Here is a 13,115-nt window from a genome sequence, read left to right on the forward strand (position 1 = left end):
TACAGCGTGCGCGGCCCGTCGCGGAGACGCCCCCGGCAGCCCGGAGACGGGAGACGGCGGGCCGTCTGGTCGGGAGCGGCTGACGCGCAAGGACAGATACGAATGCGAACATTGGGCAAGATACTGAAAATATTGCTCTGGACCGTGCTGCTGGTCCTGGTGCTGGGCGTGCTGACGGTGCTGGCATGGTGGATGCGCTGGCCGCTGGCCACCGGCGCCGTCATCCTGCTCGGCCTGCTGGCCGGGATCGCCCTGCTGGTGGCGGTGCGCTTCCTCCTGCGCTGGAACAACAAAAAGCTCTTCATCCGCAAGGTGCTGAGCGAGCAGGCGAGCACGAACCTCACCCTGCCGGCGGCGGGCGGCCTGGCCGACGCCTGGCGGCAAGGCATGAACATCATGGTGACCTCGCCCGCACGTTTCCGGCAGACCCTGCGCTACAGCCAGCCGTGGTTCCTGACCCTTTCCTGCGATGGCGGGCCGTCCCTGCTCCAGGGAACGGGCAAGACCGTTCCCGCCGAAGAGAACGCCCCGCTGCGCTGGCACTTTTTGCGTTCTTCCGTCGTGCTGGAATGCGCCGCCCCGGAAGGCGACAGCCAGGACTGGGCCTCCCTGCTCGAACTGGCCGCCGGACAACGCGGGGGCTATCCCTTCCAGGGTATCGTCCTGACGGTCTCGGCCCGCCGCCTGCAGGCGGCGGATGAGGATGGCCTGCCCGCACGCGGCATGGCCATGGCCAATGCCGTGCAGCAGTTCCTGCTCTGCCGGCGGCGGTCCTGCCCTGTTTTCGTGCTGGTGCGCGATCTGGACGCCCTGCCGGGCATGGATGCCCTGGTGCGCCTGCTGCCGGACGGCGTGCCGGAGCAGCCCCTCGGGCTTGTGCTGGAACAGCCCGAAGAGGAGCTGCCCCGGGCGGCCGAACGCGCGGCCCGCCTGCTGGAAGGCGGCCTCCAGCGGCAGGCCAGGGACGGCATGGCTCCGCAGGGCGACGCCCTGTACGCCCTGCACGGCCTCCGGGAACTCGGCCCCCGGCTCTCCCGCCTGCTGGCCCCGCTGTGCGCGCCCGTCGCCCATCAGGCCTTCAGCCCGCTGCGCGGCCTGCACTTCTGCTTTGGCGCGCCCCTGCCCGAACGCGGCGGGACGCCGCCCTTCGTCTCGGAATACTTTGCCGGTCTCCTGCCCGCGCAGGGCTTTTCCCGCCCGCTCAGCGGGGGCCTCCCCTTCTTTGCCTCCACGCGCCTGTGGCTGTTCGGCGCCTGGCTGCTGGTCACGCTTTTCGCCTGCGCCCTGCTCATGGCCAATACCATCTATCAGCGAAATGTGCTCACCCTGCCTCCGCCGTCCACCGAAAGCATCTCCAGCGATCCCAAGATACGGACGCTCTACGCGGAGATGCTCTACGCGCTGCAGCTGGAGAACGCCCGCAAGAGCTGGCTGCTGCCGACGTTCGGACTGGACATGCTGGAACACGCCGAGCGCCGGAGCAAGAAGCATTTCGTGGAGCAAACGTATGCGGGGATCATGGCGCCCCTGCGCAACCGGCTGCATGCCGGCCTCGTACAGCCTGTCACCCCGCAGAACAGGGCCCGGTATCACGATACGATCCTGCAGATAAGCTGGCTGTGCGACGTCGTTTCCGAAAAGATGCGCACGGGCAGCATCAAGGAATCCGCAAGCATGGAGGTCTTCCCGCTGGTCGGGGAGCAGGAAGACTGGAACATGATCTCCGCGCAGCTCTATCTTTTCGCGCTGGACTGGATGCCGGACAATGAGATGCAGCGGGCGCTGGCCGCGGGGCTGCGCTCCCTGCTGGAACTGGCCGTCGCGCGCAATGAGGTCTCCCTGCTGGACGATGTGGAACAAAGCCTCAATGCCAATCTGCCCGCCGCCCGCATCTGCCTCTCCCAGTTCTGGGAGGAGGTCGCGCCGGGCAATGAAAAGGACGTGTGCGTGCCTCCGGCTTACACGGCCCGGGGCTATGAGGTGATGGACGACGCGCTGTCCGACATCCTGACCATCAGCGGCGGCAATGACTCCATGCGTCAGAACCTCAACGCCTTCCGGCATGAGTACCTGCGCCGCTATGAACGCGCCTGGCGGGAATTCGCCGAGGCCTTTGCCCAGGGCTGGAGCAACCTGCAGCAAAGCGAAGTCTTTGCCGCTCTGGGGGCCGGCGGCGACATCGCCGCCCTGCCGCATGTGCGTCTGCTCCGCCGCATGGGCAGCGAGCTCCTGCCGCCCGCCCGCTACGCGAAGGAGAACGGCACGGCCCTCTCGCCCTGGATACAGGATGCGCTGCTTCTGCAGGTCTTGTGCGATATCGCCCTGACGGATCCCCAGAGCGGCAAGATGCCGGTCTGGCGGAGCATCCTCTCCCTCTCCCTCGAATCGCCGGAACTGCTGGCCTCCCTGCGCGAGATCACGCGGGATCTGGAGCATCTGCGGCAGTCGCTGCAGGCCGCCATCGCCCTGCGGGGCTACCTTGCCCAGTGCGGCGAACTGCTGCGCATCATGGGCAGCCAGAGCCGCGCCCTGGGCCTGGCGCAGAAGCACTTTGCCAATCCCCGGGACATCCCGGCGGACAGTCCCTACACGGCGGCGCAAAAAGCCATGAAGGGGGTGGTGCAGCCGCTGTCCGCCCCGCATGGCGCAGGCCGCCTGCTGCTGACGGACATGCTGGACTGCCTGCGGCAGGGGATCACCGTCCAGGCGGCGGCCGCCGTGCAGCACAAGTGGGAGAACGAGGTGCTGAGCAGTCCGGTCGCCCTGTATGAAGGCCACGACCTTGAGGCCCTGTACGGCAAGGACGGGGTGGTCACGAAGTTCCTGGGCAGCGTCCTCACCCCGCTGATCCGGCGGCAGGACGCCGCGCCGGCGGCCGCCTTCTGGGACGGGACGCCCTTCCCCTTCACCTCGGACTTCCTCGGGGCCATGTCGCGCGCCGAAGCCGTGGCGGTCACGCCTCCGCGCGAGTCGTACGACGTGCTGCTGCGCTCGCAGCCGACCATACTCAACCGGGACGCGACCCAGCGCCCCGACAGTACGGAGTTCTCCCTCCGGTGCAACGAGGGGACGCAGCGGCTGATCAACAACAACTACCCGCGCTCGGGGCGCATTCACTATGTGGAAGGGGCGTGCTCCACGGCCGGCATCACCCTGCGTTTCCCCGCTCTGGAACTGCGGTACGAATATCCCGACTTCATCGCCTTCCTGCGGGATTTCCAGTACGGCGAGCGCACCTTCACCCCTGAGGACTTCCCCGATGCCGCGGAAAAGCTGAACGCCATCTCCGCAAGGAGCATGACGGTGCGCCTGCTGCCGGACAATGCCGCGGCCTTGCTCGAAGCCCGGGAAAACGCTCCGTCCACGCTGCCGGAAAGGATCGTCTATACATGGTAACGTCCGCCAATGCCCAGCGCCTCCTTTGCCGCATCATGCTCGCCGCCTGGCTGATCGCCGTCGGCGTCATGGCGGTGGCCGCCCTGGGGGGCGGCGCTTCCACAGGCAATCTGCTGGCTCTCCTGTTCACCGGGAACAGCGGCGGGATGCCGGTCATGCCGCCCTCGGCCCCTGCCGCACCCGCGCCCGCACCAGAACCTGCGCCCGCGCCCACGCCGGAACCCGACCCCGTCCCGGAACCGGCTGTCCTGCCGGCCGTGGCCGCCGAGCCTTCCGCCTGGCGCGATCTGCCCCGCGGCAAGCGGCCGGGCAAAGGGAGACTGCTCCCTCCGCGCATCGAAGTGCGCAAGGACGGCTCCCTGCTGCTGCTCTTTGGCTATGAGGGCACGCTCGGCGAACATACGACCATCACTCCGGCCAATGTGCCGTCGCGCAGCGTCGACCTGCACGGACAGTGGGCCTCGCAGATCACGGTGGATTCCCGCCCGCAAAGCGGATGCGTCAAGCGCCTGCAGATCGCCTCCCATCCGGGCTGGCTGCGCATAAGCGCCGTCGGCCGCGATGCGACGCCCCTTGCCGCCGACGTGAGCTATTCCGACAAGGATGTGCGCATCATTTTCCATCCCCTTACCCACTAGGGAGGGGCGAAACCGCAGGCGGCCTGCCGGGAGGAAGGCCGCAGCCCGGCGCATTGCCGCTTTCGAACGGACGCGGCAGGAGGCAGAGAACATGTTACGAGGCTCCGCTTATCCATCATCATGCGGCAACGCCCCGCGAACCTGCGGGGGGAGCGGGCGGGCATGAGCCGGCTGCGCTTTCTGGAGCGCCTGCGGCATGCCCATACGCAGGGCGAGGAGCGCAATGCCGTGGAGACGGAAGACATCGTCCAGTCCGTCACCAATCATCTGTCGCGCATCCTCAACACGCGGCAGGGCAATACCGTGCTTGACCAGAACTTCGGCATGCCGGATTTCAGCGCCCTCGGCGCGACCTTCACCACAGCGGAGCTGCCGCGCATCGAGAAAGAGCTCTCGGCCTTCATCGCCCACTGCGAGCCGCGGCTCAGGCAGGTCCACCTGCGGTATGCGCCGGATCCCGAGCAGCCCCTGCAGCTGACCTTTCTGCTGGACGCCGAACTGGTGCTGGACAATAAAACGTTGCATATCCACTGGACGACCTTTGTGGAACCCTCGGGCCATGTGGTCATCTCCACCTGAAGAGGGGAGCGCGCCTTCCCTGCCGCAGGCCGGAGGGCCCACAATGCGGTTGCCAAGGCCCTCAGTTATGGATACTCTTTTGTAGAAATCTGAAATATCCTTTACGCTGCAGACACGACGTACAACCTGATGCGTCTGTCATGCTGAGAACCATGCAGGATGTCTATGCAATTTCGAGAACTCGGGAAAACGCCCGTCAGCGACGCCCTCCCCGCCGGAGCCGAGGCGCGTCAAAGCCCGGAATACGAACGCCTGCTGGAAGAGACCGGCAAGCTGAGTTCCCTGCAGGGAGCCGCCGCCGTGGACTGGGAGACGGTCGTCACCAGCGCGGCCGCGGTTCTGGAAAAGCAGGCCAAGGACATCCCGGCCGCCGTCTATCTCTGCATGGGGCTCGCCCACACCCGAGGCATGGAAGGTCTGGCCGACGGCGTCCGCATCCTGGCGGACCTGCTCGCCTGCTGGTGGGATACCTGCTTCCCGCCCCTCAAGCGCCTGCGGGCGCGCGCCAATATGTTCACCTGGTGGCACGAGCGCATGGCGCAATGGCTGTCCGCCGCGCCTTCGCCCATCCCCGCCGCTCTGCGGGACGAGCTGCTGGCTTCGCTGGACGAGCTTGACGGCCGGCTGGGCGTCTGCCTGCCGGATCTGCCGCCCCTGCGCGATCTGAAGGAACGCGTCCAGGCTCTTGAAGCGGAAGCGCCGGCCCAGCCCCCCGCGCGGGAAGCGACCGCACGGGAAGCTGCTGAAGCCGCCACACCAGAGGCCCCCACCCCGGAAGAGGCCGCCGCGCCGCCAGCCGCCCCCGTGAAGACGGCGGAAAAACCGATGCTCGCCACGGAGCCGCAGCCGCCGGCCGCCGCACCGGCGCCGCCGGCCGATGCCCAGGAAGCGCTGGCCAGTATGCTCGCCGCGGCGCGGGCCTACGCGGCCCTGGCCTTTGCCGGCGGCCTGCCGGAATCGTTCGTTGCCTGGAGCGCCCTGTATGCCGCGCTCTGGGGACGCATCGACAGGCTCCCGCCCGCCAGCGACGGCATAACGGCCCTGCCCGCCCCGCCGGAAGAGGATCTGGATTCCTGCCGCAGGCTGCTGTCCTCCGGGCGTGCCGCCGAATCCGCCGCCGCTCTTGCCCGGCTGCTGCCGGCCTGTCCCTTCTGCCTTGACGCCCAACGCCTGCTTTTCCAGGCTCTGACGGCCTGCGGACGCCCTCTCGACGCCGCCCGCGTGCGGAGTGAATGCCGGGAGCTGACGCGCCGCCTCCCGGGAGTGGCGCAGCTGGCCTTTACCGACGGCCGCCCGTTTGCCGACGCGGAGACCCGGCAGTGGCTGAACGAAACGGAAGCCGCGGCAGAAGGGGCTGCGCCGTCGCCGGCAACGGATGCGGCGGAAGAGACCCTGCGGCAGGCCCGCGCCGCCGCCGCCAATGGCGACCTGCCCGCGGCGCTGGACATGCTCGAAGAGCTTCGCCGCCGGCACGGCGCCGCCTCGGCCCAGGCCTTTTTCCCGCGCATCGAGCAGGCGCGCCTGCTGCTTGCCGGCGGGCATGCGCAGGCTGCCGCGCCGCTGGCCGAAGAACTGGAAGAAAGCATCACCCGGCACAGGCTGGACGACTGGCAGCGTGACGCCTGCCTGGATGCCCTGCGCGTCTGTCACGCCGTCTGGGCGCAGCTGGAAACGCCGGAAGCCCGGCAACGGGCCACGGCGACGGCGGCGGCCATCTGCCGCCTGCGCCCCTCCTGCTCTCCCTATCTGTGACCGGCAGACGATTTTCCGGCCTCCTGAGCAGCGCACTCCGGGCGGCCGTCCGTAACATAAGGAGGTTCTATGAGTAAGGAAGGCTCCGTCGCTCCCAAGGAGCGCGTCAATATCGTCTACCGCCCTGCCACCGGCGACGCCAGGGAAGAGGTGGAACTGCCGCTCAAGCTGATGGTGCTCGGCGACTTCACCCAGCGGGAAGACGACAGGTCGGTGGAAGACCGCGACCCCATCTCCGTGGATAAAAACAACTTCAATGACGTCATGAAGGGACAGGGGCTCGGCATGACCGTCTCCGTGCCCAACAAGCTGGTCGAGGATGATCCTGAAGCGCAACTGGCCGTCACGCTGCGTTTCGAGAATATCAACGACTTCACCCCGGACGCCATCGTCCGGCAGGTGCCGGAGCTTGCCCGGCTGCTGGAGCTGCGCGAATCCCTCAAGGCGCTCAAGGGGCCGCTGGCCAACGTCCCCGAATTCCGGCGCAAGGTGCAGGAGATGGTCTCCGATGAAAAGGCCCGCGCAGCCCTGCTCAGCGAACTCAACCTCGACGAAAAATAGGAATCTCCATGAGCCAGACCGAAAACGCCCCTGCCGCCTCGACCGCTACGCCCGCCGCCAGCCTGCTTGACGAGATCGTCGAGGCGACGCGCCTGAAGCCCGGCGACGACGGCTTTGCCGCCACTCGGGACGGGCTGCAAGCCTTTCTCAAGGAACTTGTGGCGCAACCCGCCGGAGAGACCAAGGTCTCCCCCGCGCTGGTCGACAGCCTGCTGGCCAGCCTGGACCAGCGCCTGAGCGCGCAGGTCAACGCCATCATGCACAACGAACAGTTCCAGAAGCTGGAACGGGCATGGCGCGGCCTCAAGTATCTGGTGGACAACACGGATTTCCGCCAGAACATCAAGATAGAATTCATCAGCGTCAGCAAGGATGATCTGCTGACGGACTTCCAGGATGCGCCGGAAATCATGAGCTCCGGCCTCTACAAACATATCTATACGGCGGAATACGGCCAGTTCGGCGGCCAGCCCGTAGGGGCCGTCATCGGCAATTACGAATTCGGCCCCGGGCCGCAGGACATGGAACTGCTCCAGCATCTTGCCTCGGTCGCCGCCATGTCGCATGCGCCCTTTGTGGGAGCGGCGGGGCAGGAATTCTTCGGCATCGACTCCTGGGACGAGCTGCCCAACCTCAAGGATCTCAAATCCATCTTTGAAATGCCCCAGTACACCAAGTGGCGCTCCTTCCGGGAATCCGAAAATGCCCGCTATATCGGGCTCACCCTGCCTCGCTTCCTGCTGCGGGTACCCTACGGCTCCAATACGGTCCCGGCCAAGAGCTTCGTCTTCGAGGAAGAGGCCTCAAGCAACGAAGATTTCTGCTGGGGCAACACGGCCTTCGCCTTTGCCGGCCGCCTGAGCGACAGCTTCGCGCAATACCGCTGGTGCGCCAACATCATCGGCCCGCAGGGCGGCGGCGCGGTGGAAAACCTGCCCGTCTACACCTTCGAGTCCATGGGACAGGTGCAGACCAAGATCCCCACCGAGGTGCTCATTTCCGAACGCCGGGAATTCGAGCTGGCGGAGGAAGGCTTCATTGCCCTGAGCATGCGCAAGGGAGCGGACAACGCCGCGTTCTTCTCCGCCAATTCCTGCCAGAAGAGCAAGGTCTTCGCCAATACGGCCGAGGGCAAGGCGGCCGAGCTCAATTACCGGCTGTCCACCCAGCTGCCGTATATGATGATCATGAATCGTCTGGCCCACTACATCAAGGTCATACAGCGTGAGAACATCGGCACCTGGAAGGAGCGCAACGACCTTGAACGGGAGCTGAACACCTGGATCAGCCAATATGTGACGGAGATGGACGACCCCGATCCCGTCACCCGCAGCAAGCGCCCGCTCCGCATGGCGCAGATCACGGTCAACGACGTGGAGGGCGAACCCGGCTGGTACACCGTGGGGATCATGGCCCGCCCGCACTTCAAGTACATGGGCGCGAGCTTCACCCTCTCGCTGGTGGGCAAGCTGGATAAAAACTAGAGCGCTTCGCCCTTGAAAAAAGGCAAAGCGCGAGGCGGCGGCACAGACCGCCCGGCCCGGCGTGAGCGGGAAGACCACGTTTTTTCCGCGAAACGACAGGCCCGCAAAGCGTTTCAAACTGAAATGCTTCAGAATGGATACCCGCGCATGCGGCGACGCTCAGGCCCGCCTGACGAACGCATGCGGCAACATGCACCGAGGCGCTTCTCGCGCTTCCAAACAACGAGGTAAGGCATATGGCACTGACGGCATACATGAAGGTGGAAGGCAAGTCTCAGGGCGAGATCAAGGGCGACTGCCAGCAGGGCGGCGACAAGAAGGACAAGATCCTGGTCTATGCTGTCGAGCATCTGGTGGAGATCCCCAAGGATACGCATACCGGCCTGCCGACGGGCCAGCGCATCCATCATCCGCTGACCATCACCAAGCATCTGGATCAGGCAAGCCCCAAACTGTACAAGGCCTGCTGCACGGGCGAGCAGTGCACGGTCACCATCGACCATTACCGCATCGCCGCCGACGGTACGGAAGAGAAGTACTTTACCATCAAGATGGAAGAAGCCATCGTGGTGAGCATGAAGAAGGAAACTCCCCTGACCTTCCTGGCGGAAAACAAGCCCTATCACGACATGGAGAGCGTCTCCTTCACCTATTCCAAGATCACCTGGACCTACAACGACGGCAACATCGAATACGTGGACGACTGGAAGAAATAGAGCGTTTTAGCTTTGAAAAAGTAAAACGCGAGGCGGCGTCACACCGCCGCCCGGCCCGGCGTGAGCGGGAAAACCGCGTTTTTTCCGCGAAACGACAGGCCGTATTGAAATGCGAAGCGTTTCAAACTGAAAATGCTCTAGCCTGACGGGCGCAGGCCGGCACAACCGCCCCTGACGCTCCCAACGTCCCCAGACGCGCCAAACCTTGCGGCCCGGCGATGCCCAGCGCTCGCCGGGCCGCATCGCGTACGCCGCCGTCCCTTGCCTGAAACGCGCCAGGCCTCCCGCACGACCACCTTTTTTACCGCCACGGGCCACCTTTTCCCGCCCAAAGGCCCCGCTTCCCGTCCTGCCGTCCTTCGGCGGCAGTTTCGCCCGCCTCTTTTACCTAAAGATTATTTTCCGAAAGCCGATAACGCCCCTGCATCAGCCCTGCCGAAAAGCTGATCCTGCCATAAAATTCAGCGAAAAACCCATATATCTTTAGGGAATGGAGCAGCATGACCATCAAACTTCGTATCACGCTTGGTTTTCTGTGCAGTATCGCCATCGTTGCCGCCTGCCTCATCGGCTATGCCGGCTGGCAGATGCGCGCGGATGCGCGCGGCTATTTCATCACCGCATCCGGCCAGCAGCTGCGCCTCATGGATGAGAACATCATGAGCTTCGTCAATGCGGCGCGCCACAATGCCCAGATGGTGGCCGAACTGCCGGGCCTGGCCGAAGCGCAGGACATCTTCCCGCGCTTTGTGGACAATCCCCGGGAAAGCCGCTACCGCCAGAGCGAGCTTTCCCCCGAAGCGAAGGCCCTTACCGAAACGCTGCTGCGCGTGGGTCGCGCCAACCCCGATTATCTTGAGATCTATGTGGGCTACGCCGACGGCAGCTACGCCAGCAGCTGCGACGACATGAAGATCCCCGCCCACCATGATCTCAGCACCAAGGAATGGTATCGCCGCCGCGCGGCGTCGCCGGAAACCTCCGGCCTTGCCCCGGCGTATTTTTCCGTCACCGGCGAAATGGTGGTCGCCGTCACCCACAAGCTGCTGGATGCGCAAGGCCGCCTCACCGGCGTGGTCGGCATCGACATCGCCCTTGCGGAGCTCTCGCGCCGGGTGGCGGAAATGAACTTCGGCAAGACGGGATTTTTCCTCATCATCGAGGACTCCGGCCGCATCATCTGCAATCCTCTGGAAGAAGAGCTGGTCGGCAAGGTCATCGGCAAGGACATCAGCACGCCGGCCCTTGAGGCCATCATGCGGACCCCAAGCGGCGTCGTGGATCTGGAAGCCGGGGGTCAATCCTACATGGCCAACATCCTCACCACCAAGTCCGGCTGGAAGGCCGTCGCCCTGCAATCGGTGCAGGAGATCAACGAACGCAGCAATACGGCCATGCGGCATGTGGCCATCATCGCCGCCGTCATCGCCCTTTTCGTGCTGGGGGCGGCCCTGCTCATCGTCCGTTCCATCGTGCGCCCGCTCAATGCGCTGGTGCGCACTGCCGGGGAAGTGGCCGGAGGGAATCTGGAAGCCCGCGCGGAAGGCTGCCACTTTTTCGGCGAACTCTCGCATCTGCATGACAGCATCGACAGCATGATCCGCTCCCTGAGCAGCTTTATCGGCGAAGCCAAGCAGAAGACGGAGGAGGCCCAGCGCCATACCGCTCTGGCTGAAGAAGCTACCCGGAAGGCGGAAGAAGCGCGCATCAAGGCCGAGAATGCCCGACGGGAAGGCATGACCGAGGCCGCCCAGCATCTGGAAGCCTCCACCAGCGTCATCAATACGGCGGCAAATGAGCTTTCGCAGCAGGTGGCCCAGTCCGCGTCCGGCGCTCACCATCAGGCGGATCGGGCCTCGGAAACGGCCACGGCCATGAACGAGATGAACGCCACGGTGCTGGAAGTGGCCCGCAATGCGGGCAGTGCCGCCGAGGCGTCGGAAAACATGCGCCACAAGGCGGAAGAAGGCGCTCACATCGTCAGTGATGTCGTCCGCAGCATCGCGTCGCTGCGCGACATGTCCCTGACCCTCAAGGAGGACATGTCCACCCTCGGCCAGAATGCGGCGGCCATCACCCAGATCATGAGCGTCATCTCCGATATCGCCGACCAGACCAATCTGCTGGCGCTCAATGCCGCCATCGAGGCCGCGCGCGCCGGGGAAGCCGGGCGCGGTTTCGCCGTGGTGGCGGACGAAGTGCGCAAGCTGGCGGAAAAGACCATGGCCTCCACCTCGGAAGTGGGCAACGCCATCAACGCCATCCAGAAGAGTACGGACAAGTCCATCCGGCAGGTGGAGATCTCGGTGGAAGGCGTCAATGCCGCCACGGAGCTTGCCGGACGCTCCGGCGACGCCCTGCAGGAGATCGTCCAGATGGCCGAGAGCGCCGCGGACCAGGTGCGGGCCATCGCCGCGGCCAGCGAACAGCAGTCCGCCACCAGCGAGGAGATCAACCGCTCCATCGCGGACATCAACCAGGTCGCCAGTCAGAACGCCGCGGCCATGGAGCAGGCCGCCCAGTCCGTCCAGGCGATGGCGGAGGAAGCCCGCAAGCTCAATGCGCTCATTGAAAAGATGAAGAACGCATAAGATGTGAAGACATGTGCCGCAACAGGAAGCGCGTTGCGGCAATCAGCCCGTATCCTGCAAGAACGTTTTCGGGATGCGGGCATTTTTTTGCCCTGCGGCACGCCGGACAGCGGCGGTACCGCCACCCGCGCCCGCCCCTTAGGGCCTGTTGACACTATTCGCTGCTTGTTTGGGGGGAAGAGGAACCCCTCCGCCGGCGCGAGAGGGGTTCCCCTTCCCCCCAAGCCCCCCATCCCTTCCCCAGCGCGCTTTTACCGAGGGAAGCGTCGGGAAAACGAGGCCCGCCTCCAACGACTAGCGGAGCGCGTGCAGCCTATCTTGCTTATTTATTGAAATTATTTGTAAATTTATATCCACAGGCCCTAAAGCAATTTCTGTTTGAAACGCTGTGCGTTTCCAACCCTATGTCTTCGTATCGCGGAAAAACGCGGTTTTCCCGCCAGGTTCGGGCCGAACGGCACTGCGTTGCCGCCTCGTGATGTCCCCTTTCCACAGGCAAAACGTTCTACCGGTCTCTTGTCTCAGCCGTCGCTCTCCAGGCCGTAGGACACAGGGCACAAAAAAATCCGCGTGGCCCCAAGGCCCTGCGGACATCTGCGCATCACTGCGGGATATGTGCTGTCTGGCGGAGGGGGAGGGATTTGAACCCCCGGAAGGCGCGAACCTTCAACGGTTTTCAAGACCGCCGCATTAAACCGCTCTGCCACCCCTCCAAAAAGGACAAAAAAGGCGTCTGCCGGTCAGACGGACGCCGTTTCTGCCCGCGTGCGAGTACTTTTACTTGATGGCGTCCTTCAGCCCCTTGCCGGGCGTGAACTTGGCCACCTTGCCGGCAGGGATGGTGATCTCGTCACCGGAACGCGGATTGCGACCCTTGCGGGCGGCGCGTTCCACCACCTTGAAGCTGCCGAAACCGGTGAAGGTCACGGATTCGCCGGCAGCCAGAGCTTCACGCAGCGAGGCAATGACCGCATCCAGAGCTTCTTCGGCCTTGGCCTTGGTGGGCAGCCCAGCCTTGGCATACACTTTTTCAACAAGCTCAGCTTTCGTCATGATACACACTCTCCAACGAGGAATTAGGGACAACGGCCCCTTGATGTCGAACTGTGTTGTTGTAAGTAAGCCCTCCCCTGCCTGTCAACCCAAAAACGCCGCATCATTCGGCACTTGCCGCAGAAAAGGGAGGCGTAACAGCGGCGATTTTTTTGCATGGGATATAAAAATGCGGGGCAGCGGCTTTTGCCCGCCTGCCGCCGCCGGTTCTTCCCGCACCGGCCCACGCGCTCCCGCGCAAGCCGCCGCCCGCTGACGTTCCATGCCTGGGGCATGTTTTTATCAAAAAATGCGCCACGTTCGTGCCTCCCGGCACGGCTCCGCCCGCCGGACGGGCGGCACGGA

9 protein-coding genes and 1 tRNA gene are annotated in these 13,115 nt (G+C 64.8%); 8 read left to right on the plus strand and 2 right to left on the minus strand.

The genetic code is table 11. The annotated features are described in order from the left end of the window. The first annotated feature begins 102 nt into the window (after window positions 1-102). The 8 genes from Q0K12_RS00950 (at window position 103) to Q0K12_RS00985 (ending at window position 11,717) form a co-directional block, all read left to right on the plus strand. A complete protein-coding gene (locus tag Q0K12_RS00950) occupies window positions 103-3,396 on the plus strand; it encodes a type VI secretion protein IcmF/TssM N-terminal domain-containing protein (protein WP_297259577.1) in 3,294 nt (1,097 codons plus the stop codon). After that, window positions 3,390-4,034 carry a hypothetical protein gene (locus Q0K12_RS00955; protein WP_297259579.1) on the plus strand — a complete coding sequence of 215 codons (645 nt, stop codon included), beginning with the start codon at window positions 3,390-3,392 and terminating at the stop codon, window positions 4,032-4,034. Before Q0K12_RS00950 ends, Q0K12_RS00955 begins: the two co-directional genes overlap by 7 nt. Window positions 4,035-4,196: 162 nt before the next feature. After that, a complete protein-coding gene (gene tssE / locus Q0K12_RS00960) occupies window positions 4,197-4,613 on the plus strand; it encodes a type VI secretion system baseplate subunit TssE (RefSeq protein ID WP_297259581.1) in 417 nt (138 codons plus the stop codon). Between the two features lie 165 nt (window positions 4,614-4,778). Next, complete coding sequence (gene tssA, locus Q0K12_RS00965; protein WP_297259583.1) at window positions 4,779-6,365, plus strand: type VI secretion system protein TssA; 1,587 nt, start codon at window positions 4,779-4,781, stop codon at window positions 6,363-6,365. Window positions 6,366-6,434: 69 nt separating this feature from the next. Further along, window positions 6,435-6,926, plus strand: a complete 492-nt coding sequence (gene tssB / locus Q0K12_RS00970) for a type VI secretion system contractile sheath small subunit (RefSeq protein WP_297259585.1) — start codon at window positions 6,435-6,437, stop codon at window positions 6,924-6,926. An 8-nt stretch (window positions 6,927-6,934) separates the two neighbouring features. Further along, window positions 6,935-8,410 (plus strand): type VI secretion system contractile sheath large subunit, encoded by a 1,476-nt coding sequence (tssC, locus tag Q0K12_RS00975; RefSeq protein WP_297259586.1) that lies wholly within the window; start codon window positions 6,935-6,937, stop codon window positions 8,408-8,410. A 236-nt stretch (window positions 8,411-8,646) separates the two neighbouring features. Beyond that, entirely contained in the window at window positions 8,647-9,126 is a 480-nt protein-coding gene (locus Q0K12_RS00980; protein ID WP_297226792.1) for an Hcp family type VI secretion system effector, read from the plus strand. Between the two features lie 500 nt (window positions 9,127-9,626). After that, window positions 9,627-11,717, plus strand: coding sequence for a methyl-accepting chemotaxis protein (locus Q0K12_RS00985; protein ID WP_297259588.1), 2,091 nt, complete (start codon window positions 9,627-9,629; stop codon window positions 11,715-11,717). Between the two features lie 623 nt (window positions 11,718-12,340). Here the strand turns inward: Q0K12_RS00985 and Q0K12_RS00990 are convergent. Both Q0K12_RS00990 and Q0K12_RS00995 read right to left on the minus strand, forming a co-directional pair. Beyond that, window positions 12,341-12,430: transfer RNA gene (locus Q0K12_RS00990), tRNA-Ser, on the minus strand. A 64-nt stretch (window positions 12,431-12,494) separates the two neighbouring features. Then, window positions 12,495-12,770, minus strand: coding sequence for an HU family DNA-binding protein (locus tag Q0K12_RS00995; RefSeq protein WP_296304358.1), 276 nt, complete (start codon window positions 12,768-12,770; stop codon window positions 12,495-12,497). Between the last annotated feature and the right edge of the window lie 345 nt (window positions 12,771-13,115).

Source organism: uncultured Desulfovibrio sp. (genome assembly GCF_944324525.1).
Classification (GTDB): Bacteria; Desulfobacterota; Desulfovibrionia; order Desulfovibrionales; family Desulfovibrionaceae; genus Desulfovibrio.

Bases quoted from the DNA above. Each gene is read 5' to 3' on its own strand.
- tssB (WP_297259585.1), top strand. From the start codon at position 6,435: ATGAGTAAGGAAGGCTCCGTCGCTCCCAAGGAGCGCGTCAATATCGTC.
- tssA (WP_297259583.1), top strand. From the start codon at position 4,779: ATGCAATTTCGAGAACTCGGGAAAACGCCCGTCAGCGACGCCCTCCCC.
- Q0K12_RS00995 (WP_296304358.1), bottom strand. From the start codon at position 12,770: ATGACGAAAGCTGAGCTTGTTGAAAAAGTGTATGCCAAGGCTGGGCTG.
- Q0K12_RS00985 (WP_297259588.1), top strand. From the start codon at position 9,627: ATGACCATCAAACTTCGTATCACGCTTGGTTTTCTGTGCAGTATCGCC.
- tssE (WP_297259581.1), top strand. From the start codon at position 4,197: ATGAGCCGGCTGCGCTTTCTGGAGCGCCTGCGGCATGCCCATACGCAG.
- Q0K12_RS00950 (WP_297259577.1), top strand. From the start codon at position 103: ATGCGAACATTGGGCAAGATACTGAAAATATTGCTCTGGACCGTGCTG.
- Q0K12_RS00980 (WP_297226792.1), top strand. From the start codon at position 8,647: ATGGCACTGACGGCATACATGAAGGTGGAAGGCAAGTCTCAGGGCGAG.
- Q0K12_RS00955 (WP_297259579.1), top strand. From the start codon at position 3,390: ATGGTAACGTCCGCCAATGCCCAGCGCCTCCTTTGCCGCATCATGCTC.
- tssC (WP_297259586.1), top strand. From the start codon at position 6,935: ATGAGCCAGACCGAAAACGCCCCTGCCGCCTCGACCGCTACGCCCGCC.